This is a genomic window from Paenibacillus sp. FSL R10-2736 (assembly GCF_038000245.1).
Lineage (GTDB): Bacteria > Bacillota > Bacilli > Paenibacillales > Paenibacillaceae > Paenibacillus_AQ > Paenibacillus_AQ phytohabitans.
Window position 1 is genome coordinate 6,502,381 of sequence record NZ_JBBOBN010000001.1, and the last position, 23,939, is coordinate 6,526,319.

The window sequence follows — 23,939 nt, forward strand, 5'->3', positions numbered from 1 at the left end:
CAACACCCCGCCAAGCTTCAGCCTTCAGCCGTGATTCTCCAGAATTTCTACACCATATGCCGCAAGCTCTACCGGACCAGATATCGGGGTACCGGTAAGAGCGCTGCGGTACAGCTTGTCTAACCCCACCGTCTGAGACGTCCGGCTGAGATTCAGCAGAAACAGCAGCTCTCCCTTTGATCCTGTGCGTGTGAAGGCCTGCACGCCGTCCGGCAGTTCCGGGAACAGGGTTAGTCCCGCATCCGGTGCGATATCACCCAGAAGCTTCATCCAGTAACTCTCCTCCGCATGGGTGCCGATATAATAAACCCTGCCCGCCCCGAACCAGTTCACCGTAACCGCAGGAGCACCGGCAAAGAAATCATCCTCATACTTCATTAACTTGATATCCGTCTCCCACATAGACTCGTCCCAATGCTCAGGATAATAGTCCACACCGATCTGCACCTTGCTGTAGCTGTTCAGCTTCATAAGTTCCACCAGCTCCCTCTCCTCATTCATGCACAGAGTCTTTATGAATAGAGTATATCTCAGCTGCCTGCCTGTTCGCCGGATAACCAAAAGGACGCCCCCGCCTCACCTCATATGCTGAGATAGACTGGAGCGTCCTGGCAAATCCACTTTATCCGGGTGTAGGTCCCTATAAGGACTCTCTATTTAACCTAACATTACAATGACTTGCTTGCAGGGGCTGATTATTTCTTCAGCTTGTCCCAAGCGGCCTGCATGCCAGTTTCCCAGCCTGCTTCGTCAACTTTGCCGGCGATCAGCTCTTGAATAACGCTGGCGAATTCCTGAGTTACACCATCAGGGAATTTCGAAGCCTGCAGTCCGTAGACTTTACCTTCTTGAACATAGTTCCATACATCCGCACCAAGCAGACCGATATCTTCAGGTGTTGCTGCAATGGTGGAAAGCGCAGGGATGAACTTCCATTTTTTGACGATATACTCTTTACCCATGTCAGAAGTTACGAGCCAGTTCAGGAAAGTCTTAGCTTCTTCCTTGGATCCGGATTCCTTGTTAACGACCAGGTTCGCCGGAACACCTACAGACAGCTTATCGTTCATAGCAGGATCATCGTTGATTGGCATAGGGAACATACCGATGTTCATGTCAGGAGTAATGTTGTCAACCAGGGTCTGCGCCCAGTTGCCTTCCTGCATCATAGCGGTTTCGCCATTGGCGAACATAGCCAGGTGAGTGTTAGCATCTGTAGTCAAAGGATTCTTCTGTCCGTATTTCACAGTCAGGTTGAGCAGGTTGCTCCAATCCTTGAATTTCTCGTTGCCTACGATTGTGGAAGTTCCGGCGTTCAGGCCGCTGATGAATTCATCTACATTATCCTGCTGTGCAAAAGCTACGCTAATGCCCTGGATCCCCAGCAGCCACCATTCCTGGTATGCGTTGCCGAAAGGAATAACGTCAATGGCCTGCAGCTTTTTAGCCGCTTCTTCCAGCTCAGAGATCGTTTTTGGCGTTTCAGTGATACCGGCTTTAGCGAACAGATCCTTGTTGTATACATAACCGATACCTTCAAGGTTCATTGGCATACCGTAGGTTTTGCCGTCTTTCGTCATTGGCTCAGCTGCCAAAGGAATCAGATCCTTCACCCAAGGCTGATCGGACAGATCTTCGAGCTTGTCGCCCCACAGTTCCATTTCAGCGTAACCGCCATTGGAGAAAATATCAGGAGCATCGCCGGAAGCGAATTTAGTCTTCAGGGCTGCTGCATAGTCTGCACCGCCGCCGACAGTCTGGATGTCCAGCTTGATGTTAGGGTATTCTTTCTCGAATTCAACCTTAAGCTCGTTAAGGCCTTCTACGATTTCGGTTTTGAACTGGAAGATCTTAACCGTTTTCACTTCTCCGGAGTTGCCAGCGCTTCCATTTGAAGCATTATTTGAAGCGGTATTGTTATTACCGCCGCATGCCGCAAGCACGACAGACATCAGCATGACGCTGGACAGCATCACTGCAGAGCGTTTTTTCATCATTTTTATTTCCCCCTTGAATAATTTAACTGCTTAATATGTGGAACGGGAGCCCGGTGAATTAACCCTTCACCGAGCCAGCCGCTATTCCCTCAACAATATAACGCTGCATGAACAGATAGAAAATTACAATTGGAGCAACCCCGATAGTCAGTGCCGGAAGCGCCATATCCCACTGCTTCGTATATTGGCCGAAGAAGGAGAAGGTCGCCAGCGGAATGGTCCGCAGTCCCGGTGCCTGAAGGATCAGCGATGGAAGCAGATAGTCATTCCAGATGCCCAGGGCATTCAGCACGATAATGGTCATCAGCATCGGCTTCAGCAGAGGAAGCACAATCCGGAAGAATGCCGAGATCGGGTTACAGCCGTCCACGGTAGCGGCCTCTTCGATTTCCAGCGGCACGGACTTGATGAAGCCGTGGAACAGGAAGATCGCCATCGGAATGCTAAGACCGAGGTTCGATATAATCAGACCCGTGAAGGAGTTGTTCACATGCAGGATGTTCACGACCTTCAGGATCGGAATCATGATGGTCTGGAACGGAACAACCATAGCAGCTACGAACAGCAGCAGCAGAACCTGGTTGAACCGGTTATTGGCACGCACCATGCGGTAAGCCGCCATTGCGCTGAACAGAGAGATCAGAACCACACTGATGATCGTAACAATCAGCGAGTTGCGGAAGGCCTCGGAGAAACGGGCCAGCTTCCAGGCGTTAGTATAGTTCGACCACATGAAGGTCTGCGGCCAGCTTGCCGCATCGCTCAGGATCTCGCCGAAGGATTTCACCGAGTTCGCCAGCAGGAAATAGAAAGGAGAGAGGAACAGAAGCGCCAGCAGAATCATAATCACTTCAATTCCGATATTCCATCTGCCTTTTGATTTAGCATTCATTTAAGCTTCTACCTCCTTGCTCTTCGTTACACGGACCTGAATCACTGTGATCAGTGCGACAATTACGAAGAATAGCAACGCTTTTGCCGTACCCAGACCGTAACGGTTGTTCAGGAAGGCTTCATTGTAGATATTCATAGCTACGGATTCCGTCGATTTGAACGGTCCGCCTTTGGTCAGCGACAGGTTCAGGTCGAACATTTTGAAGGACCAGGAAATCGCCAGGAACAAGCCGATGGTCACCGCAGGCATAATCAGCGGCACGATAATGTTGCGCAGCACCTGCATCCGGGATGCGCCGTCAATCTCAGCGGCTTCAAGCACTTCTTTGGACACGTTGCTGAGCGAAGCGATGTAGATAACCATCAGATAACCGGAGGACTGCCAGATAAACACCATGACGATCGCCCAGAAGCCGGTTGTTGCATCCCCGAGCCAGGGAAGGTTGAAGAAGGACCAGCCTGTCATATCGCCCATTGTGGCGAAGCCCTTGATGAAGATGAACTGCCATATAAACCCAAGCAGCAAGCCCCCGATGACATTCGGCATGAAGAAAATGGTCCGGAGCATATTGCGTGTTTTTAGAGGTTTGGTCAGCAGATAGGCCAGGAAAAAGCCCACTACATTGGTCAATACAACTCCAAGGACCGTGAATCTCACGGTGAACCAGAAGGATGACCAGAAATCGGGATCATTGGTAAAAATCATTTTAAAGTTCTGAAAGCCGACCCAGCTAACATTACCCGATACGCCGTTCCAGTCCGTGAAGGAATAGTACATCCCCATCAGAAAAGGAATAATCGTGATCAAGGTAAAAAACAACAATGCCGGGCCAACGAAAAATACTTGTTGACCTAATTGGGACAACTTATTGCCGCGCATGTAATGGTCCCCCTTTCTTTTACTCACTCACTTGTTTATGATCTAAACATATTATCTGTTTTTTACAGAGCCCCTTACACCTACGCAAGTGATCTTTAGGGTGTAAAATATTGATCGGATGTGAAGCGTGCCTCATGAAATGGAACAGTATCCGCACCAAATTGATCGTTTTTTTACTCCTGCCAACATTAATCTGTATTATGGCTACTATGTTCGTCAGCTATTCCTATACGACCAACTCCCTCAGAACACGGGCTGTCGATGAGAATAAGAATCTGCTCTATCAGGGCTCCAAGAACATTAACAGTCTGATTGGGGAAATCAACCGTTTGTCGCTCAGTGTGTACTCTGACTCGGATTTCTACCGCCTGCTTGAAGCCGGGCACGACGATCTGTCCTCCGACATCGCAATTTACAATTCGCTCAGTTACATTTCCACCTCGCTGCCTAATATCTCACAGGTGTACTTATATGGCGTCAAAGACGGTAAAGCTACACTGATTACCGATAATACGACACCCAAGCGCTGGCTGGAAAACCTGCCGTATCAAGAGTCCAATATTACAGGAGCCTCTCCGGTTGCGGTGCAAAGTACCCATACAAGCAATGCCTACGGGTTAAAACTGCCGTTAACACAATTCGTGCCGGAGCCTGTTTTTACCATGCACCGCAGAATTGAGCGAATCCCCTCCTCTGAAGCACTCGGCTATCTCTCGATTGATGTCAAGCTGGCAGCTCTTGGTGATATAGTAGACCAGCTGTACGACCAGGATCAGGAGAACATCTATCTGGTGGACAGCGCCGGCAAGCTCGTATACGGACCTGACGCCGGCACATTCGGCCAACCGCTGGATGCAGCATGGTACAATAAACAGATAGCTGACAGCACCGAGGCCCAGGGGCACTTTGAGCAGGATAACTCTGTATTCATCTATCAAAAGATCGAAAGCATAGGACTGAGCTGGACGCTCGTCAAGCAAATCCCTGTCTCCTATCTGTTCCGTGAAGCCAAGGAGGCCGCCGGCATTAACCTGCTTCTGCTCTTCGTGCTGATGAGTATGATCATCGCCCTGACGATTCTGATCTCCTTCCGGATCACCGCCCCCATCAAGCAGCTGACCCGGTACATGAATCAGGTGCAGACCGGTAACCTTGAGATTGATATCCGGCCGGCAGGAAAAGATGAGATCGGTGTGGTCACGGAGCATTTCCGCAGTATGATGGACACGATCAACAACCTGATTCTGCGCGAGTACAGGCTGGAGCTGTCGAACAAAACCAATGAGCTGAGGGCGCTGCAGTCGCAGATCAACCCGCATTTCCTGAACAACACACTTCAGATTATCGGTACACTCGCCCTTGAGCTGAAGGTGCCGCAAATCTACGGCCTGCTCTCGGCACTGGCCAAGATGATGCGCTACAGCATGTACAATGATGAGAAGATTGTGACGATTCAGAATGAACTGGAGCATGTTAAAGCGTATATTGAGCTGCAGAAGGAACGTTTTGAAAATAAGTTCAGTTTCCGCTACGATATGGAAGCATCCTTGCTGCATGCGCTGATGCCCAAGATGATCCTGCAGCCGATTGTGGAGAATTACTTCAAGCACGGGTTCAACCTTGCCCGCACGGACGGATTCATTGAGATTACGGCAGCCAGACTTAGCCCTAGCCGGATGGAGATCAGTATCCGGAACAACGGCCTCTCGATTCCGGCCGTGAAGCTGGAGACGCTGCGCAAGGAGCTGCAGCAGCCCAGAGCTGTTGAAGAGCTCGACATGATAAAGAACTCAGGTCAGGACAGCTACAGCAAACGTGATGCTCCCGGTGCGGGAATCGGCCTGGGTAATGTATTGGCCAGGCTGCGGCTGGTTTGCGGGGATGATGCTTTGCTGACGGTAGATAATCTGGAGGCCGGCGGGGTTATCATCCGGCTGGAAATTGAGATATTAGTGGAGAGTGAACGGATATGAAGGCGCTTATTGTGGATGACGAAGCAAGAGTCCGGAAGGCCGTCCGGCTGCTGGTGAACTGGGATGCACATCAGATTGATGAGATTCTGGAAGCAGGGAACGGCAATGAAGCCATCGGGCTGATCCGCAAGGAGAAGCCCGCGCTGGTGATTATGGATATGATGATGGAATCAGGGAGCGGTGTTGAGCTGATGACCTGGGTAGATGAATTCGCAGGCAACACCAAATTCATTGTTGTCAGCGGGCATGATGATTTCGACTTCGTGCGCCAGACCGTCCGCCACGGCGGCATTGACTATATTCTTAAGCCCATCGAAGCGGATATGATTAATAACGCAGTGTCCAAGGCGGTTGCCGCCTGGCGCTCCGAAGAAGAGGAGCGCAGCCACCGTCAGCGCCAGAGCCTCCGGCTGAATGAGATCAAGCCGATCTACGGGGAGAAGCTGCTCTCCGCGCTGATTGATGACAAGGTCAATGCCGAGGCCTCGCTGCGCAGGCTTAACGTTGACGGAATCATTCCGCAGAGTGTACAGGCTGCGCGGCTGATCCTTGTGCAGACGGACAGCGGCAACAATCCGCTGCTCAAACGGTTCGGGGGCGATAGTGAGCTGATGTACTACGCCATCGTTAACATCTGCAATGAATTCCTGCAGCTGCAGCGTAAGGGCATTGCCTTCCGTTACTGGGGCGGGCCGCCGGAGATTGCCATCATTCTCTGGGATCTGGAGGAATCTGTTGTCGAGCTGATCAGCCGGATTAATCAGGGGATCTACCGTACCCTGCAGTTCCGCATGCATTTCGGAATCAGCACCGCAGGCACGTTCCCGGGACAGCTGCCGGCGCAGCGCACAGAAGCCGCCGAAGCCCTGCTGCGGCGGAACCTGTTACGGCATGAGGATTACTGCCATTTCTCCCCGGGTGCGGGAGCCGGCGGCATGGCGGCAGACAGCCGTGATTCCGCCAACACGGAGGCGGAGGCACCGCTGAACTTCGCTGATGTCCAGGAGGACTGGCGGATGGCGGTCATCAGCGGCACCACTGAAGCCATATCCGCCGCCGCACAGCATTGGACCCATGAGCTCAGCCGCCGGGGTGTCGTTACCCCGCAAATGCTGAATTCGTGGAAGGCGGATGCCCTCCTGTTCCGTTCCCGGCTGGTCCGGGAAGCGCTGGGCAACCAGTCGGACAGTGTGCTGGCGGAGCTGGAGCAGGCTGATCTGCTCAGTCCTTCACCGCTGCCAAGCGGTTATTCCTTCTCCCTGTTCGCCTGGCGTGACTGGTCCTTTGCGCTGATGCAGCAGCTGTCCCAGACGCTCTCGGCCAGACACATGAAAGAACGGAACCCGATGACGGAGATCGTTAAATATATCGAGCAGAATTACCCGTCCGACCTCTCCCTGCAGGAGGTTGCCGGCAAATTCTATGTCAGCCGCGAGTATATCTCGCGCAAATTCAAACAGGAATACGGCATCAACTTCTCCGACTACATCGGCAGCGTCCGCATCGAGAAGGCCAAGCTGCTGATGCAGAATCCTAATCTGAAGCTGGCGCAGATCTCGGAGATGGTCGGCTTCCACGACGTCAAATATTTCAGCAAGGTCTTCAAGAAGCAGGTCGGCTGCCCGCCGAAGGATTTCCGGGGGCAGGCGGAGCATTGAATGCATTGAAGACATTATCCATTTCCGCTTCTATTTCTTACCTGGCTCTGAGCTTTAAATTGGTCGATGGTCTATACCCGAATGACCAAAAGTGCATATCATGGTTCTGAACGATGATATTGTGAAGGAGGTAAGACGATGAGCGGTTGCGGAAATGTCGGTGGACTTTTTACTTCTACCACTACAATCTTAGTCCTTTATATTTTGCTGGTGATCATTCTCAAAACATTCTAACCAATCATAAAAAAAAGATAAGGACCTGCTTACGCAGGCTCTTATCTTTTGAGTTAAGACAATAAAACTATAACCAGCAATTCGAACAGTACCAGGGTCAGGATGGCTTCATCGCTGCTTCCGAAGGCGCGTCCTGCTCCATGATGATTCTGTACCCCCATGTATAACAATCCTCTATCGCAGCCGAGAATTCTCCCAGTAACGACCTGGCCGTCAATCGTCTGCACCCGGACAATCTGGTTCACATGTTGTCTGCATACACTGTGCAAGTGATGCCGAACAGACTTCAGACTCTGAATATAATTTTGATCTGCTTGATACAGCACTTTGGGCTGCATTGGTACTCCCGCTTGAATGCTCACTACAGGCACACTACCCTTCTGATAAAGTACTACATAGTATGCCTAGTGCATTCAAGAAGTTCGTTACAATTGTTTCCCGTACCACTCCAGAAAAGCATCCGCCACTGCCTTGCCGGCGGTGCCGTTCGGATGCGGATCGAACTCATCGCTCATATACTCCGGTCTGATTCTGTGATCTGCCGGAGCAGGTACAGACAGTACCGCCGCGATATCGAACACGCGATCCACCCCGGCAGGAGGGTTCGTCAGGATCGTCTCATTCACCTTGCGCCAGTACGCTTCCCGTTCCCCCTCGAAATTGAACGGCGGCACGGTGCTGAGAATCACGGCAGTCTCAGGCCGCGCTTCCTTGATCGCGGAGATAATATGCGTGAGGTCTGCCAGCAGCTCCGCCCCCGAGCGTTGCCCGATATCCAGATCATTCACTCCAAGCACGATCAATACTTCATCGCCCTGCTGCGCCTTGTGCTGCCAGGCTCCATCGGTGGCGACATCATAGGCCCGGCCCCAGCCGGAGCCGATATTCCACAACCCGTAGTCTGTCCCCAATCCTTCGGCAATTCTTGCCGCCCAGTAGGAATACTCATCCTTCGCGGTCCGCACTCCCTGCGTAATCGAATCCCCCAGGAAGACCAGCTTCTTCGTTACATCCTTCTTGTACCCCATGAAGCTTGGCAATACCTGCAGCTTGTCCGATTCGGTGAACGCTTCAGCTGTCTCCTGAGCAGCCAGATTGCCCGGCGCATCGTAGCCGGAGACCAGCATGCCCTCCACGTTGAAGGGGATCGACTTGCCGGCAGCTGCCGTCTTCAGCGTCCAGGTGAAGGCCAGGTAATGCCCTTCCGGCAGCTTCAGCAGCGCTTCATCGCTCCAGAACTGCTCGCCCGGAGCAACGTTCCGCGAGGCTTCGCCACCGAAGGTTACCGGAACCTGCGAACCTGGCACAACTGTACCATCCGGCACGGCTCCGCCATCGGCTACATATGCCGCTTCAATGCTCCACTCCCCGCCCGGTTCACTGGCCGCTGACTCTGCGCCCAAGTCCCATGTCGAATCCACAGCATTGCTGTGCCAGAACTTCAGTGTCAGGCTGCCATTCTCCCGCAGGCGGACATAGGTCCGGTAGGTATGGGTGAACGGCTCGGACGAGTTCATAATATAATTAGCGGCTGCGGATACTGCCGTTGCTGAAATGAATCCAGACTGGCTGTACACACTGGTATTAACTTTATTGTTCATAGCCTTCTATTCTCCTATCGTTGCTGACAGAAATGAGATTATTAGTTCACAGCTTACCTGTAATAAATAGAAAAAGGCAATAATGTTGTACGTTCTACAACTTCCATGCATGAATAACAGGCTGTTTGAGAGAAATGTTGTACGAAATACATGAATTCCCCCGCAAAGCAGCCGAGAGAAGGAGAAATGCTGCCTTACATACAACAATTCCGGATCAGGATCGATAATAGGTGGAAAATGTTGTATTCCGTGCAAGATTTGCGCGGCAAGAACAGCTTGAAGTCCCAATAGCCTCAAATACCGTACCCGCTGTTTAATCCTCAAAAAACTCTCTGATACACCGGGGACGAATGTCCCCTGTCATCAGAGAGCTTGAGTATAGGGCGGTATAAGCTTACTTCAGTGTAATGGTGAACGATACGGATTTGGCTCCGGCGTTTACTTTCACTGTAGTTTCATCTGCCTGCTCCGCACCTTCTACGGAAGCGATAGCGCCGAGATCCTTCACAGCCAGGGTGAATGCTTTGCCGCTGCCTTCTGCAGTTACAGTTATGGTATTGCCGCTGCGTGCAGCTTCCACCTTCAGCTCAGGAGCGCCGTTGATGTCGCGTACGGTTGCAGTTGTAGCCTTGCCATCCTCCAGGGAGTACAAGCCAAACTTCACGCCTTCGGCAAAATCATAATCCGGGCGGCTGTCTTCGCTGCCCACGGCAAGCAGGGAGTTCTGGCGTACGAACAGCGGCAGGCTGAAGAAGTCATGCTTCTCTTTGCGCCATGATCCGCCCACTACGGTCTCACCGTTCAGGAGATGCGTCCAGCGTCCAGCCGGCAGATAGTATTTCACTTCGCCGTTCTCATGGAAGATCGGAGCCACGAGCAGGGAATCGCCCAGCATGTACTGGCGGTCCAGCACTTCGCAGGTCGGATCTTCAGGGAATTCCATCACCATCGCCCGCATCGAAGCCCAGCCCTGCTCATGTGCCTGTCCGGCTACATCATACAGGTAAGGCATCAGGCTGCATTTAAGCTTGGTGAAGAAGCGGGTAACATCCACGGCTTCATCATCGTAAGCCCAAGGCACACGGTACGAGGTGCTGCCGTGCAGACGGCTGTGGCTGGAGAGCAGGCCGAAGGCCAGCCAGCGCTTGAAGACATGCGCCGGAGCAGTGTTCTCGAAGCCGCCGATGTCATGGCTCCAGAAGCCGAAGCCGGACAGGCCAAGCGACAGGCCGCCGCGCAGGCTTTCTGCCATGGATTCATAGTCAGCGTAGCAGTCGCCGCCCCAGTGAACCGGGAACTGCTGTCCGCCGGCGGTTGCCGAACGTGCAAACACGGCTGCTTCGCCTTTGCCAAGCTTCTCTTCCAGTACTTCAAAGACAACCTTGTTATACAATTGTGTGTAGTAGTTGTGCATTTTGTGCGGATCGGAGCCGTCGAAGTACACAACATCCGTTGGAATGCGCTCGCCGAAATCGGTCTTGAAGCTGTCTACGCCCATGTCAACCAGATCTCGCAGGTAACCCGCATACCATTCACAAGCCGCAGGGTTCGTGAAGTCCACGAGTCCCATACCCGCTTGCCACAGATCCGTCTGGTAAACGTCGCCGCTCGGTTTTTTGAGCAGATAGCCGTTCTTCTTGCCTTCTTCAAACAGCGGTGAACGCTGCCCAATGTAAGAGTTGATCCAGACACAGATCTTAAGCCCTTTCTCATGCAGGCGTTTCAGCATGCCCACAGGGTCCGGGAACACACGGGAATCCCACTGGAAATCGGTCCATTGGTATTCGCGCATCCAGAAGCAGTCGAAGTGGAAGACATGCAGCGGCAGATCGCGCTCAGCCATACCTTCTACGAAGGAGTTAACCGTAGCTTCATCGTAGTCCGTAGTGAACGAAGTGGTCAGCCACAGACCGAAGGTCCATGCCGGTGGAAGCGCAGGCTTGCCGGTCAGGGAAGTATATTTAGTAATAACTTCTTTGATAGTCGGCCCTTCGATAACGAAGTATTCCAGGCTCTCTCCAGCTACGCTGAATTGGGCTTTCTTCACCTTCTCCGAAGCGATTTCATACGACACCAGTTCAGGCTGGTTCACGAATACGCCGTAGCCTTTGCTGGTCACATAGAACGGAACGTTCTTGTAAGCCTGCTCGGAGCTTGTACCGCCGTCTTTGTTCCACAGGTCAACTACCTGGCCGTTCTTCACAAAAGCAGTGAAGCGTTCGCCCAGACCATACACGAATTCGCCGATGCCGATATCCAGCTCCTCACGCATGAACGTGTTGCCGTCCTGATCGGTGATATAGGCCATCGATTTGTAACCGCTGCCTGTAATGCGCTCGTCGCCGCGGTAGAAGTCTACCGACCAGTGAGTTCCCTTGTTAATCACTACACGGAGTCCGCCGCTGATCAGCACGGTCTGTGCTTCGGTTTCTTCGATTTGAACATGATCGCCTGTTCCCTTAGTCAATTCAAAGGAAGGACCGCGGTCGATAACGCCGTCATTATGAATAATCTTAATTCCAACCACACCCGGAAGCGGGGAATGGAACTTTACGGTAAGCAGCGTGGAGTTCAGTGTTGCTGCACGTCCAGTAATCGGAGTTGTCTGCGTAATTGCTGTCAGACCTTCTGCAGTTTTTTCCACCGCATAGTTCTGAACTGCACCATTAATTGTGATTCCGTCGCGAACCAGCCAAAGGCCGTCTGTAAATTTCATGTGTGCACTTGCCACCCTTCAATTTGGTGTTTATAGTTGCATTATAACGATAACAAAATCACAAAACTACTATAATATAGCTTATTTATAACACTATTTTGATGTTTTTCCCACAAGGAGGGCTTTAATGGACCGCACATCGCAGCGATTGCTCAAAGAAGACCGTGAACACGGGGATGTTATGTTTCCCTTGGCCGCCTATTGGATAGAGCTCCCGGCCGGAGCCCCTGTCCTGGATACCCACTGGCATGAGGAAGCGGAGTTCTTCCTGCTGCTTGAAGGCGAGATTCTCTTTCAGGTGGATACGGATTATTTCACGCTCCGCCCCGGCGAAGCCGTCTTTATTGAATCCGGTGATATTCATGCCGCCTATGCGGCTCTGGACACTCCCTGCCGGTTCTGCGCACTTGTCTTTCACCCCGATCTCCTGGCCAGCGCCCAATATGATACCATCCAGCAGACTGTAATTCTGCCGCTTCAGGAGAAACGCCAGAGCTTTCCGCGTCACCTCACCTCCTCCGTGCCTTGGCAAGGGGAGCTTCTGCTGCACCTGGAGCGGATGATGGAGGCATATGATAATAAAATGCCCGGATTCGAGTCCTTTATGAAAGGAACTTTGCTGATCATGCTCTCACAGATTGCGCCGCCGGGACGTTCGGTGAACTACAGCCAGTCGGCAGGCGCGGATACCACGAAGATCGACCGGCTGAAGAAGGTCATCCTCTATATCCAGGACAACTATCAGGAGCCGATCCGCACGCGCGATCTGTCCGAACTGATTCCGATGAGCGAGGGGCAGTTCTGCCGGTTCTTCAAAAGCATGACCCGCAAGACGCCCGTCGATTATATCAACTCCTACCGGATCCGCCAGGCCGCAGCCCTGCTGCAGCAGAGTGACCGCAAAATCTCCGATATCGCCATGGATGTCGGCTTCGACAACGTCAGCTACTTCATTAAAGTCTTCCGCAAAGCGATGAACTGCTCGCCTTCCGAATTCCGCAAGGATGCTATTCCGGGAGCCGGTCAGGGCCAGCTTTATCCGTAAGATCAATGGGATAATTCGAACTGACAAATTTAACCTGCCCGTGTAGAATAACAATTCAGAAGGGCGGGAGAAACCTTGAATACATTTAAGATAATAACAGCATTTATATTACTGCTCCGCTTCTTAATAACAGGTGATGCAGGAGGCAGCAATGGGACCTTCATATACAAGCACCCGCTGGCATCTGATCAAATCACAGACCCTTCAATGGGTGAGATCCGCTTGATGCTGGGAGAAGCAGGTCTTGATAAGTATTGGGATACATTAAAACATCACATTCTGCCCGGATTCTACATGGTTCCACAAATGACAGATGAAACAGAAATCAAGCTTGGCGCCAGCAAAATCGGGGGACATCCCGATATGCCCTCTTCCTTTCAATGGCCTTCGTGGAAGAACCATCCCATGTCGTTTGTCGCTCAAATCAATCTTGAAGAGTTCCCTATGAATTTGGTTAACCCGGGGTATCCGGCTACCGGAATTCTCTACTTCTTCTACGTGTATGATTCTGAGGTATGGTATAACAGCGATGATTATGATTCAGACAAGAAGAATAATAATGTTGTATATTACTCCCCTGAAACGACAGAATTGGTTCGAATGGAGCCGCCAATGACATTATCGGAAGATCAAATATTCAAATCCGCGCTGCTCGAAAAAAAGCTTGAATTAACGATTCCCGATTCAGATTATCTGGAAGCCAACCATCTGATGAACAACGAAACCGACTTGAACCGCTATTCCCTGGAATTCAAACCGAATTTTCTGATTACTTACGACCGTGGAATCGGATTCCGTTTTCTGGGCCATATGACAGCACTGCAATACGGAGGTCATCCCAGCGGTGAGATTCTATTATTCCAGGCTGATTCTGATGATCAGATCGGGATGGAATGGGACTTGTCCGGTTTATTGCATTTTTTCATCAAAGCGGATGATTTCAAAAAATTATTCTTCGAGAATGTCTATACGTACCGCGTAGGGACGTGAGGTCAGCGGGTTCGATAGGATCGGTCACCTCCCTATTCACCCTCCAATCTGCTTACCGATGCCCGGATACGTTTAAGTTACGTGTAAGGGTGGAGCCATGCCGCTTCCGCTACTCTACTTACAGGAGGCAGATCACCATGAATCAACATGTCACTATGCCGAGTGAGGTACAGGAGTTCTACAATGCCATTAACCAATATCAGCCTGAAGCCTTTATAGAATTGTTCACTCCCGGCGCCAGCGTTAAGGATAACGGTAAAGAGATTGCGGGCAGGGAGGCTATACAGGCCTGGGGAGAATCAGAGCTGTTCTCTGCCAAGGTCCGCTATACGATCATGGAAATAGAAGAATCCGGGGAGTCCGTCGCTGTGACAGCAGAGATGGAAGGGGAATTTAACAAGAACCGCGTTCCCGCTCCGCAGCTGTTCAGACACGAGTTCAAGGTACGCAGCGGTAAAATCAGCTTACTTAACATCACGCTTAAGTAGCGATACAGATTTCATTTATAATGTGAAGGGGGCCGCAGTCACGCGGCTCCTTTTTGTTGTTCGACACAGAGCATTTCGTCTATCGTGCTTACGGAGCGAAGCTCAGCTAAATACAGGATGCGGAATGCCTGATATAATGAACGAATTGAACCTAATATTTCCATTCTTCTGATTCTTCGGGCAGGGGTGTCATTATGAAAAAAGGCATTATTTATGCCGTTCTATCCTATCTCATCTGGGGGTTTCTGCCGCTCTACTGGCGGCTGTTCCAGGCTATGCCCGCGTGGGAAATACTTGGGCACCGGATTGTGTGGGCTTTCGTTTTTGTAGCCGTACTGGTTACGTGCTCGCGGCAGTGGGGGCGGCTGAAGACTATCTTTTCAAGCACCAAAAGCACCGTAGCAGTTGTCCTCTGCTCCTTCTTCATCAGCATGAACTGGTTCCTGTTCATCTGGGCCGTGAACAATAATCACGTGTTGGAGACCAGCCTCGGCTACTACATGAATCCGCTGATCAGCGTTCTGTTTGCGGTCATCTTCCTCAAGGAGAAGCTGTCAGCGTGGCAATGGGCGTCTATTCTTCTGGCAGGCACCGGTGTGGGGATTATGGCGGTCCAGTACGGGCAGGTTCCATGGGTGGCAATTGCGCTGGCGGTCACGTTCTCCCTGTATGGTCTGGCCAAAAAGCTTGCAGGGCTCGATGTTCTGCTCGGCCTGACCGGGGAAACACTGATGGCCATGCCAGTTGCGCTGGGCTATCTGATCTACATTCAGTCGCAGGGCACAGGAACGTTCGCTTCGCTGTCTCCCCTGCTGATGATCGTCCTGCTGCTGTCCGGAGCCGCTACGGCGATGCCGTTGTTCTGGTTCGCCAAGTCTATGCAGCTGCTCCCGCTCTCCATGGTCGGCTTCATCCAGTACATCTCGCCGACGACGAGTATGCTGCTGGCAGTATTCCTGCTTGGTGAGCCCTTCTCACAAGGGAGGCTGGTCAGCTTCTCCTTCATCTGGGTTGCCCTGATTGTCTACAGTGTGGCTGGCTTCAGGAAATCCAGGCTGCCGGCCACCAACTGATCGGTCAGTTTATCGAAAAAGGGCATTACCAGCGCCGGACACGGCTGTGGTAATGCCCCTTTTATGTTCCACTCAAGCGCCCGGCTTCAGCCCGCCTTACGGATTACAATGAAGCAGGTGCTGTCCGGCAGTGCGACCGCCTGCCCGCTCTCATCCATCACCACGACCCGATCCTGCAGCGCCTCCGTATACCCTTCCTGCAGGTAATGGCGGAAGACTTCAATCTTCGCCTGATCACCAAGCGTCTGCTCAATGAACGCGGCATATTGCGCCGGAGTGAAGTATCCGAACTGCTCCTGTACCTCATGGATATAGGCTTCCTCGCCCCACGTATACGTGTACAGGAACTCCATCGCATCATTCACCGGCATGAGGACCTCCCGGGCGCTAAGCTGCTCATACCGGATACTCCGGCCGGCAAAATCCTTAGCATACCGCTCCAGCCACGCCATTCCGTCATCCTCCAGGAACCGCACTCTCCGCTGCTGATCCTCCGGCTCACTCATAATACCGTCGCGGATAATAATGACTCCGCCGTCCGCCAGCACCCCGAAGGCGCTGGTTAGCGCAGCCGCAACCGTCCCGTGATTGAACTTCTTCCCGTCCAGCGGGACATAGGAATACAGCTCATGCAGGATGGAGGAGAAAATCACCGTGTCGACCGTGCCCGCCTCCACGTAATCCTTCAGGTTCAGCGCATCGCCCTGGAGCACCTCCCAGCGATGGTCTTCCCGCTGCTTGCGCTGCCGCAATGCTTCAATGACATTGCTGGAGATATCGATGCCCACCGGAATCACGTCCGGCATCCGCTGCTCGATCAGATCCAGCAGCACCCCGCCGCCCGGCCCGATGTCCAGCACCTTGCGGCCGGTGACGTAATCCAGAATAACCGCCTTATAATCTGCCGTATCATTCATCTGGCTTAAGTACGTATCCTCGTTATGGAAGCGGTCGAACGCATCCCGGCGCAGATCGAACAGATCGAACAGCAGCAGCACCGCCCGTTCATACAGCGCCGACTTCTCGGCTTCTATACAGAATTCAATCAGCTTCTCAGCCGCCGGGGAGAATTCGAAGTTGAAGAACAGCGTGTCGGGCAAATGCTCCTTCCGCAGCAGCCGGTGCAACAGATGCGGATTGCCGGAAGGCTGCTCCCCGCTGTAGATCTCTGTCCAGTCCAGCTCAGACAAGTATTTCTCAATGATCCGTTTCTTGTACACGTTGATCTTTTTGCTGCCCTTGTAGTCATAATAAATGCTATTCATCACCGCTTCGAAGCTGATATGGTTCAGAGCGGACAAATCACTGCTAGCGGAGAGGCTTACTACTTTGAGAAACTGCTCCAGCGAGAAGGTCTGCAGTGCTGATTCCACATACCAGAAGGTGACAGGCTGCAGCGGCTCCAGTACAGCAGGATTGAAGCCCTCCTGCACAAGACTGCTCCACTCCGTCTCATAATCCTCGCCCTGCGCGATAGACCCGGAGCGCATTCTCCGCAGACGCTCCTTCATCGGAACTTCATCATGCAGATTCCCCGAGGAGATTACGGCAATCAGCTCCATCACCTGAGGACGAACCTCCTGCCACAGCTCCGGGGCAACGGCAGAGATAATGCAGTGATTCAGCGCGAACAGCAGCCGCTCCAGCTCATCTGCAGTCAGCAGCCCCTGCTCCACCAGTCCGGATAACGGAAGATTGACCGAGGGCGGAACCTCGCCGCGGATCTGCTGCCCGATCAGCCCGTGGGTTTCGATCAGCCGGTGCACGATCAGCCGCTTATCCGCAGAGGCAGCGTCCTCCCGGTCATCCTCTGCATAACGCCAGTACAGCTGTGCCGAACCGATATTATGCACAAATATATTAATACCGTCCTCCTGCCAGCTTCTGCGCTGCCGGATCGTACCGCCCTTGGCAGTCTCCGACCAGATCAGCGTCTCTTCAGCCAATTCCCTGATCCAGTAGGATAGCGGCAGACTGTCCAATACGCGCAGGCTCCGCTCTACGTAATCCAGCACCGGACTCTGCTGCTCCAGTTCCCCCAGTGACTCCACCCGTTCGAGGTTCACAATCGTCTGCTCGGCCTGAACGATATATCCCAGCCACAGACAGCCTTCACCGGGGAGTCTTCCTTCTTCGCGGTATGTTTCAATAGCCTGCAATGATTTCAGCATTTGCCTGCCTCCCTATGTAATAACGATCTCTATACAATAGCCCTGCTGGCTGCGGTTGAATCATGATCTCTATAGATCAACTTAAGCCCCCCCAGCTGGGCGAGGACGTAACTGCGGTGAATATTTGGCCTTCCAGCCGCTGTTGTGTCCAGATTTCTTTAGTTCATCTTATTCATACTGTTCATACAACAAACCGCAAGCTTCTGAAGAGAAGCCTGCGGTCAAGAAAATGCACTACTATTGTATATTGTATACCAGATTGCCGGGAGAAGATAAATCCAATTTAAAGTGCACCTGCATCCCTCGCCGTATAGAAGGACGGGAAAATCGGCCGGTAATGTAGTTCATCCCTGATCCGGGTGGTATCGATGACTCCCTCCCATGGATTGAATTCCTGCTGCCGCGCTTCCGGGGAAATTTCCAATTGATGCAGCTTAAGCAGCTCCGCAATGGAGATCGGTGCATCGTCGCCGACGTTGTAGATCCGGCCATCTATCCCGTCTGCGGAAGCTGCGAGCAGCAGGGCCTGACCTACATCGGCATGGTGCGCCATATGCATTCTTTTCGCCGGATTCCAATTGCCTGCGAGCGGCAGATATTCTGTGATATGCGGGTCCCGCTCACCATAGACAAAAGGCAGCCTTACGATGCGCAGGCCTAATCCCTGTTCGTGATGAAGCTGCAGCAGTACTGCCTCAGCCTTAGCTTTGGACTGCGGATAAGCAAACGCAGGCTTCAGCTCGTCATCCTCCTGACTGGGTCCCGCGTTACTTCCGGAGCCGTAGACATTATTGGTGCTCGCAAAAACAAACCTTGGCACCCCCGCCTCCAGCACTGCCTTGGCCAGAGCAATGCTGCCATCGAAATTGGATATCCAGGTGGTGTTCTCGTCTACGCCGCGGAACTGTGCTGCCAGATGAAACACAACATCAATCCCCCTGAGAGCCTCCACATAATGCTCCGGCTGTAGAAGCTCTCCTTCTACAATTTCTGCCCCCTGCTCCCGGAGCCCATCCGCCTTGGCGGCATCCCTGATCAACAGCTTAACGTGATGACCGCGCTGCAGCAGACGCGGAACGAAACGGCTTCCTACTTTACCGGTGGCTCCAGTTACAAATATATTCATAGTTCAAATCCTCCTAAGTTTATAGATGCTATACTGGCAGTATAATAAAATGTGTAACTGGCATCCTTCCTGCGTTTATCGTAGGACTGTCAGTGTCAGGATAAGGAGGAGTTCAACATGGAAGAGATTTCTTCCAGAATGCCGTTAGGAGAATTTCTGCGTTCGCGCCGGGAACGTCTGACTCTTGAAGAAGCCGGGTTAGTCTCTTATGGAAGACGGCGGACTCCGGGGCTCCGCCGGGAAGAAGTGGCCCAGCTTGCCCACATCGGAACCTCATGGTACACGTCTCTTGAGCAAGGAAGAAGTATCAATCCTTCAGAGGATGTACTGAATAACATAGCAGAGGCGCTGCGGCTGACTGAAGATGAACGCCACCATCTTCATCTTCTTGCCAGACCGGTGCAGCAGCAGTCAGTAGTAGATCAGCAACTGAACACAGGCCTGGAACGGATGATTAAGGCCCTGGAGCCTAATCCGGCCTTCGTAATCGGGAGATGCTGGGATTTGCTGTTATGGAATCAGGCAGCGGAGCTGGTTTTCGGCTTTCCTTCAATTTCAGAGCAGGAGAGTCCCAACTGGATGAGGCTGCTGTTGACGACCGGGAAGCGAAGAATGAATCCAGAGGACTGGGAGAGTAAAGCAGAAGTAATCGTTGCACGCTTTCGTGCGGATTACGCACATTTTCCTAATGACCTGAGGTTCAAGGAGCTTATCGGGGAATTTATGCAGAGCAGCCCGCTGTTCCGCGAGAAATGGCCGCTGCATGATGTTCAGGTTGTAACGGACTGCCACAAACAGTGGAATGCGCCGGGCATCGGGGAGCTGGAGTTCGAACATATGACCCTACAGCCCCAGGGCCATCCGGATCTGAAGCTGATGATTTATACAGCTACTGCCGAAACAGCTGCGCGTCTGCAAAGTCAAATGAACACCAGCGAACATTAATCATGCATTTATGGGTTCAAAAATAACAGCAGCAAACGAGGACATGCTTCCCCGTCCACGGTTGCTGCTGTTTACTTATCCGCTAAGCCTATCTTCTACCCGCTCTCCGCCAGTACATGGCCGCTGCCGATACAACGATCAGCGCCGATACAGCGAGCAGGATCATCAAGGTTTTGCTGCCGCCTTGGCTGGCTTCCTCTGGCTGGACAGCTTCAGCAGAATTCTCCACTGAAGTTGCTGCTGCAGTGTCTGTTGGTGCCGGATCAGCGGATTCCGCCAGCACCTCTACTGCTTGCCCATCCGCTTCTTCCGCAGCCAGCGCTGCCGCTTTTTCTGCATCCTCTACAGAGACACCAACGATTTGACTGCCTGTCTTGGTAATCGTATACGGGATAACTGCACCGCTGCGGAAATGCATCTTCAGTTGCACTTCCCCATCCTTCACTTCTTTCCAGAATTCATCCGTGAATTTGATTTCTCCGGTCGTATAGTCCGGATAGAAAGCTTTGTAATACTCCTTGAAGGGCGTCCAGTCATTAGGTCCGGCATTGCCGCCAGACGTATAGACAGCCTCCAGCGTTGCCAGACTATCCCCGTTGAACCAGGCCGGGATCGTGAAGATCCCCTCCGGAGCCTGCGCACTGATCAAGCTCGGCGTGTCGTAATAGATAATATCCATTCTCCAGTCAGCACCCGCGCTGAATCTGGCAGTTAGCACTGCATTAATACCGTACTTCTGCGTAACAAGTTTCTGCAGCAGCCCGGCATTGAGGATAAGGTTATCTCCATCAAGCTCATAATCCGTTCCTTTTACAAGCACCTGTTCCTGATTAAGCAGCGCCGTGAACGTGTTGCCGTTCAAATTCAGGGGAATGGCGGTATCCTTCATTTCCGCATCCTTTAGAATATAGACCGAATCCGTCTCCGCATTGGAGGAACGGCCTTTCCAGCCCTGTTTCATCACCTGATGAAGCTCCTCGTCTACCCACTTGAGCGTGCGCCGGTCGAAATGCTGCCCGTTGTCCCATAACATCAGCGGCATTTTTTTCTCATGGGCATAGTAGGTAACGTATTCAAAAAACTTCAGAATCTCGCCATGCTGGACCGTACTCAGCGATTTATCGAACCCGAGCAGGCCGAATTCCCCGACAATTACGGGAATGCCCTTGGCCGTGAAGGTATCATAAGCCCGGTCGAACGCCTGAATCAGATCCTCCCTGGCCGTGGTATCGAACGTGGTCGAGCCCCCAAGGTTCACACTGAACGCATAATAACCATAGTAATGGAACGTTGCTATCAGTCTATCATCATTTAATTTCTTGATGGTTGCGGCTAATGCATCCAGTCGGGCCTGGGTAGGGGCAGCAGTGAGCGTAGAAAGTACCAGCGGCCGCCGCTTGTTGTTCCCTCCGGAATGCCGGACAATAGTATGAAAGGACACATTCAGTTCATCCAGCATGGTGAAATACTCCGGGCTGTCCTTGCTCCAGTCGTCTGAGAAACGCGGCTCATTCAGACTCTCGAACATCAGGCTGTCCGGATAATCCTTGAAATGCCCGGCAATCTGCGTCCAGGCGGCATTGAATCTGGCCAGCACCTCATCATGCTCCGCCGCCATGTTCATCACCCAGTTACTGTCATGATGCAGATTAATGATGACATGAAGGTCCGCAGCCAGCGACCAGTCGACAATCTCCTGAATCCGGGCCATGAAATCCTGCCGGATCACATAATCAGGGGCATCGCCCATCCGGTGCTTCCAGGTAACCGGGATACGGATGCTCTTATAGCCCTCCGCCGCAAGCTGCCCGATGAAGGCCTGGGTCACGGCCGGGTTCCCCCATGAGGTTTCGTCCCCGGAGGCCTCGAAGGTATTCCCCAGGTTCCAGCCCGGTCCGAGCGATTCAACATAAGCCTGCAGGGCATTCTTCTTCGCCCGGGTTTCCGCCTGTACAGGAACTGCCGTCACCAGGACGGCCAGCAGCAGTATACAGGTAATGACGAACGAGCGTTTCACCTTCATCTTAGGCCGCCTTCCTAATCATCTCTAAATACACATGCTCATTCAAATGCTGCTTTATTCGTTCTCGTCTCGCAGATTTGGAAGCTCATCCTTCGTTACCGTGAGCGGATGATCATAATATTTGATCAGATGCTCTCTACCGGTATACGTGCTGCTGTAGGTTCGCCGGCCATCCTCTTCAGTCATATACACAAAGTTGCCGTACCAGGTGCAGTTCCAGGCCCACAGGGCCTGATCCTTCAGCATGGAATCCGGGTCCGGAAGCACTCCATTCTCCGATAAGGCAATGATTTTGTTCTGCCCGGTATAGCTTCGTGCACGCTGGAAATGCCCCTTCTGCGAGCTATAGTCTCTGGCCGAAGGATACAGATCCTCTCCGATGATATCAACGTATTCATCACCCGGATACCAGTCACCATGCTGGCCGTTCCATACCCAGATCAGGTTATTCAGCTTATGCAGATTCGTCATCCGGTCATACATCAGCTTCCACAGCCGGATATACGGATCAGCGCCGCGCGCGCCCCACCAGAACCAGCCGCCAGATGCCTCGTGGAGCGGTCTCCACAGTACGGGGACTCCGGCAGCCTGAAGCCGCTTCAGCTGCAGGGCGATGGCATCCATATCCCGCAGCAGCAATTGATACTCCTCCGATTCCGGATGATCCAACGCCTGTGCAAGATCAAAGGTCGTGGCCTTGGTATAGAAGCCGCTTCCCCAGGTCTTGTCGGGCGGCAGATCGATCAGATCCTTGGGCGCGTTCCAGTGCCAGCAGAAGGTGACGATCCCGCCGCTCCGCCACCAGCCGATGGCAATATCGGTGTCACTGCATTCCGCCCCCCGCTCCGTCCGGGAAGGCGAATAATTCATGAAGTCGAAACCATAGACAGCCGGGTACTTGCCTGTCACTTCGTACAGAATCTCAAGCTCGGGCGCCGATTCGACACCGATCTGCTGTCCCGTTAATACACGGGACCCGTAGATGCTGCACAGATAGGTCATTAGCCTAAGCGCACCCGCATCCGCATGCGGGTTCACCAGCTTAGGCTCCACTATATATTGGGATGCCTTCTCTTTATGCATGTTCTAAATTCCTCTCTGAATGAGATCAGCCGATAATTCCGCTGCGTTCCACGCTCTCTACGAAGTAACGCTGCACCACCATATACAAGGTAATCAGCGGGAGAATCGCCAGCAGGATACCGGTATCGATAATCATCGCTACGTGATTGGGGTCCGCCTTAACACCCGATCCCCCGCCTACCCCCAGCAATCCCGGCAGCAGGGCATTGGCCTGCGCGGCCAGCGAGCTGACCTTCGTAGGCATAAGTGCAATTTCACTCATGAACAGCGAGGTGAAGAAGGTATCGTTATACTGCCAGACGAAGCAGAACAGGATGACCGTAATCATCGGCGAGACCGCATTGGGCAGCATAATTCGCAGGAACGTCTTCACGCCCCCTGCACCGTCGATCAGCGCCGCTTCCTCAATCTCCTTCGGCATCCCTTTGAAGAACTGGCGGAAAATATAAATAAACAACCCCGCCTTAAGTCCGATGGCTGTCGCGGATGTAATCATCGATGGCCAATACGTATTGAGCAGATTAATGCCGCTTCTCCCTGTAAACAAATGAATAATCCCCATAATGTCAAAGCTTCTGAAATGCAGGTACATCGGCACCATCAGCGTGCTGGTAGGGACAAGCAGGGTAAGAATGACGAGCGCGAACAGGATGTTGCTCCCCGGAAAGCTGAACCGGGCGAAGCCGTAACCGGCCAAAGCGCAGGAAGCCGTGGTTAGCACCGTAGTCACTACGACGAAGAGCAGCGTATTCCCCAGCAGCGGGAAGTAATCCAGAATCTGCATCGCCATTCTGATGTTATCCATAGTGTAGTGGACCGGAATCATATAAATCGTCGGATTGTAGATATCCGCTTTATCCTTGAAGGCGATGGAGAACTTCATAAGCAGCGGGTAAATAATGATGAAGGAGATCCCGATGACCAGCGCATAGCGGAACAGTGCGTATAGAAGATCCACTGCTTTGCCTTTTAGCTTATGGACTCTATGGTGATTCGCCTCCCTATGAGCAGGCTGAACAGATTGAGGAGCTTGCATAGCCAT

At 52.4% G+C, this 23,939-nt stretch carries 20 protein-coding genes; 8 read left to right on the forward strand and 12 right to left on the reverse strand.

Features of this window, described 5'->3' with window-relative positions; genetic code table 11:
• Positions 1-24: 24 nt before the first annotated feature.
• The 4 genes from NSQ73_RS27860 to NSQ73_RS27875 all read right to left on the reverse strand — a co-directional run bounded on the left by NSQ73_RS27860 (position 25) and on the right by NSQ73_RS27875 (position 3,771).
• Complete coding sequence (locus NSQ73_RS27860; protein ID WP_340989434.1) at positions 25-471, reverse strand: Beta-galactosidase C-terminal domain; 447 nt, start codon at positions 469-471, stop codon at positions 25-27.
• Positions 472-695: 224 nt separating this feature from the next.
• Complete coding sequence (locus tag NSQ73_RS27865) at positions 696-1,997, reverse strand: ABC transporter substrate-binding protein (protein WP_081971905.1); 1,302 nt, start codon at positions 1,995-1,997, stop codon at positions 696-698.
• Positions 1,998-2,055: 58 nt separating this feature from the next.
• A complete protein-coding gene (locus NSQ73_RS27870) occupies positions 2,056-2,889 on the reverse strand; it encodes a carbohydrate ABC transporter permease (protein ID WP_171720611.1) in 834 nt (277 codons plus the stop codon).
• Positions 2,890-3,771 carry a carbohydrate ABC transporter permease gene (locus NSQ73_RS27875; protein WP_042210709.1) on the reverse strand — a complete coding sequence of 294 codons (882 nt, stop codon included), beginning with the start codon at positions 3,769-3,771 and terminating at the stop codon, positions 2,890-2,892.
• A gap of 134 nt (positions 3,772-3,905) precedes the next feature.
• On the opposite strand from NSQ73_RS27875, the gene NSQ73_RS27880 reads away from it, so the two are divergent.
• The 3 genes from NSQ73_RS27880 (at position 3,906) to NSQ73_RS27890 (ending at position 7,636) form a co-directional block, all read left to right on the forward strand.
• A complete protein-coding gene (locus NSQ73_RS27880) occupies positions 3,906-5,744 on the forward strand; it encodes a cache domain-containing sensor histidine kinase (RefSeq protein ID WP_340989121.1) in 1,839 nt (612 codons plus the stop codon).
• Positions 5,741-7,402 carry a helix-turn-helix domain-containing protein gene (locus tag NSQ73_RS27885; RefSeq protein WP_340989122.1) on the forward strand — a complete coding sequence of 554 codons (1,662 nt, stop codon included), beginning with the start codon at positions 5,741-5,743 and terminating at the stop codon, positions 7,400-7,402. The genes NSQ73_RS27880 and NSQ73_RS27885 overlap by 4 nt, the downstream gene beginning before the upstream one ends.
• A gap of 138 nt (positions 7,403-7,540) precedes the next feature.
• Complete coding sequence (locus NSQ73_RS27890) at positions 7,541-7,636, forward strand: YjcZ family sporulation protein (protein WP_231575287.1); 96 nt, start codon at positions 7,541-7,543, stop codon at positions 7,634-7,636.
• A gap of 53 nt (positions 7,637-7,689) precedes the next feature.
• Here NSQ73_RS27890 and NSQ73_RS27895 read toward each other — a convergent pair whose 3' ends face one another.
• The 3 genes from NSQ73_RS27895 to yicI all read right to left on the reverse strand — a co-directional run bounded on the left by NSQ73_RS27895 (position 7,690) and on the right by yicI (position 11,953).
• Positions 7,690-7,974: a hypothetical protein gene (locus tag NSQ73_RS27895; protein ID WP_052421674.1), complete on the reverse strand. Its 285-nt coding sequence runs from the start codon at positions 7,972-7,974 to the stop codon at positions 7,690-7,692.
• An 87-nt stretch (positions 7,975-8,061) separates the two neighbouring features.
• On the reverse strand, positions 8,062-9,237 hold the full coding sequence (locus NSQ73_RS27900; RefSeq protein WP_340989125.1) for an SGNH/GDSL hydrolase family protein: 1,176 nt from the start codon (positions 9,235-9,237) through the stop codon (positions 8,062-8,064).
• A gap of 394 nt (positions 9,238-9,631) precedes the next feature.
• Complete coding sequence (gene yicI, locus NSQ73_RS27905) at positions 9,632-11,953, reverse strand: alpha-xylosidase (RefSeq protein ID WP_340989126.1); 2,322 nt, start codon at positions 11,951-11,953, stop codon at positions 9,632-9,634.
• 127 nt (positions 11,954-12,080) lie between these two features.
• Here yicI and NSQ73_RS27910 point away from each other — a divergent pair, with 127 nt between their 5' ends.
• From NSQ73_RS27910 to rarD, 4 genes are all read left to right on the forward strand, one after another.
• Positions 12,081-12,998, forward strand: coding sequence for an AraC family transcriptional regulator (locus NSQ73_RS27910; RefSeq protein WP_340989128.1), 918 nt, complete (start codon positions 12,081-12,083; stop codon positions 12,996-12,998).
• 225 nt (positions 12,999-13,223) lie between these two features.
• The gene (locus NSQ73_RS27915; RefSeq protein ID WP_340989435.1) at positions 13,224-13,988 is read left to right on the forward strand and encodes a YwqG family protein; all 765 of its coding nucleotides are present in this window, start codon (positions 13,224-13,226) and stop codon (positions 13,986-13,988) included.
• Between the two features lie 137 nt (positions 13,989-14,125).
• Complete coding sequence (locus tag NSQ73_RS27920) at positions 14,126-14,476, forward strand: nuclear transport factor 2 family protein (RefSeq protein WP_340989129.1); 351 nt, start codon at positions 14,126-14,128, stop codon at positions 14,474-14,476.
• Positions 14,477-14,670: 194 nt separating this feature from the next.
• Complete coding sequence (rarD, locus tag NSQ73_RS27925) at positions 14,671-15,549, forward strand: EamA family transporter RarD (protein WP_340989131.1); 879 nt, start codon at positions 14,671-14,673, stop codon at positions 15,547-15,549.
• An 86-nt stretch (positions 15,550-15,635) separates the two neighbouring features.
• Here the strand turns inward: rarD and NSQ73_RS27930 are convergent, their stop codons facing one another.
• Entirely contained in the window at positions 15,636-17,720 is a 2,085-nt protein-coding gene (locus tag NSQ73_RS27930; RefSeq protein WP_340989132.1) for a class I SAM-dependent methyltransferase, read from the reverse strand.
• A gap of 283 nt (positions 17,721-18,003) precedes the next feature.
• Entirely contained in the window at positions 18,004-18,846 is an 843-nt protein-coding gene (locus NSQ73_RS27935) for an NAD-dependent epimerase/dehydratase family protein (RefSeq protein ID WP_340989134.1), read from the reverse strand.
• A gap of 117 nt (positions 18,847-18,963) precedes the next feature.
• Between NSQ73_RS27935 and NSQ73_RS27940 the strand changes: the two genes are divergently transcribed.
• Positions 18,964-19,791: a helix-turn-helix transcriptional regulator gene (locus NSQ73_RS27940; protein WP_340989136.1), complete on the forward strand. Its 828-nt coding sequence runs from the start codon at positions 18,964-18,966 to the stop codon at positions 19,789-19,791.
• Positions 19,792-19,879: 88 nt separating this feature from the next.
• On the opposite strand, the gene NSQ73_RS27945 is transcribed toward NSQ73_RS27940, so the two are convergent.
• From NSQ73_RS27945 to NSQ73_RS27955, 3 genes are read right to left on the reverse strand one after another with little or no spacing between them, the layout of a single operon-like run.
• Positions 19,880-21,814 carry a cellulase family glycosylhydrolase gene (locus NSQ73_RS27945; RefSeq protein WP_340989138.1) on the reverse strand — a complete coding sequence of 645 codons (1,935 nt, stop codon included), beginning with the start codon at positions 21,812-21,814 and terminating at the stop codon, positions 19,880-19,882.
• Positions 21,815-21,868: 54 nt separating this feature from the next.
• Positions 21,869-22,897: a glycosyl hydrolase gene (locus NSQ73_RS27950; RefSeq protein ID WP_340989140.1), complete on the reverse strand. Its 1,029-nt coding sequence runs from the start codon at positions 22,895-22,897 to the stop codon at positions 21,869-21,871.
• 25 nt (positions 22,898-22,922) lie between these two features.
• Positions 22,923-23,933: a carbohydrate ABC transporter permease gene (locus NSQ73_RS27955; protein WP_171720626.1), complete on the reverse strand. Its 1,011-nt coding sequence runs from the start codon at positions 23,931-23,933 to the stop codon at positions 22,923-22,925.
• Positions 23,934-23,939 lie beyond the last annotated feature (6 nt).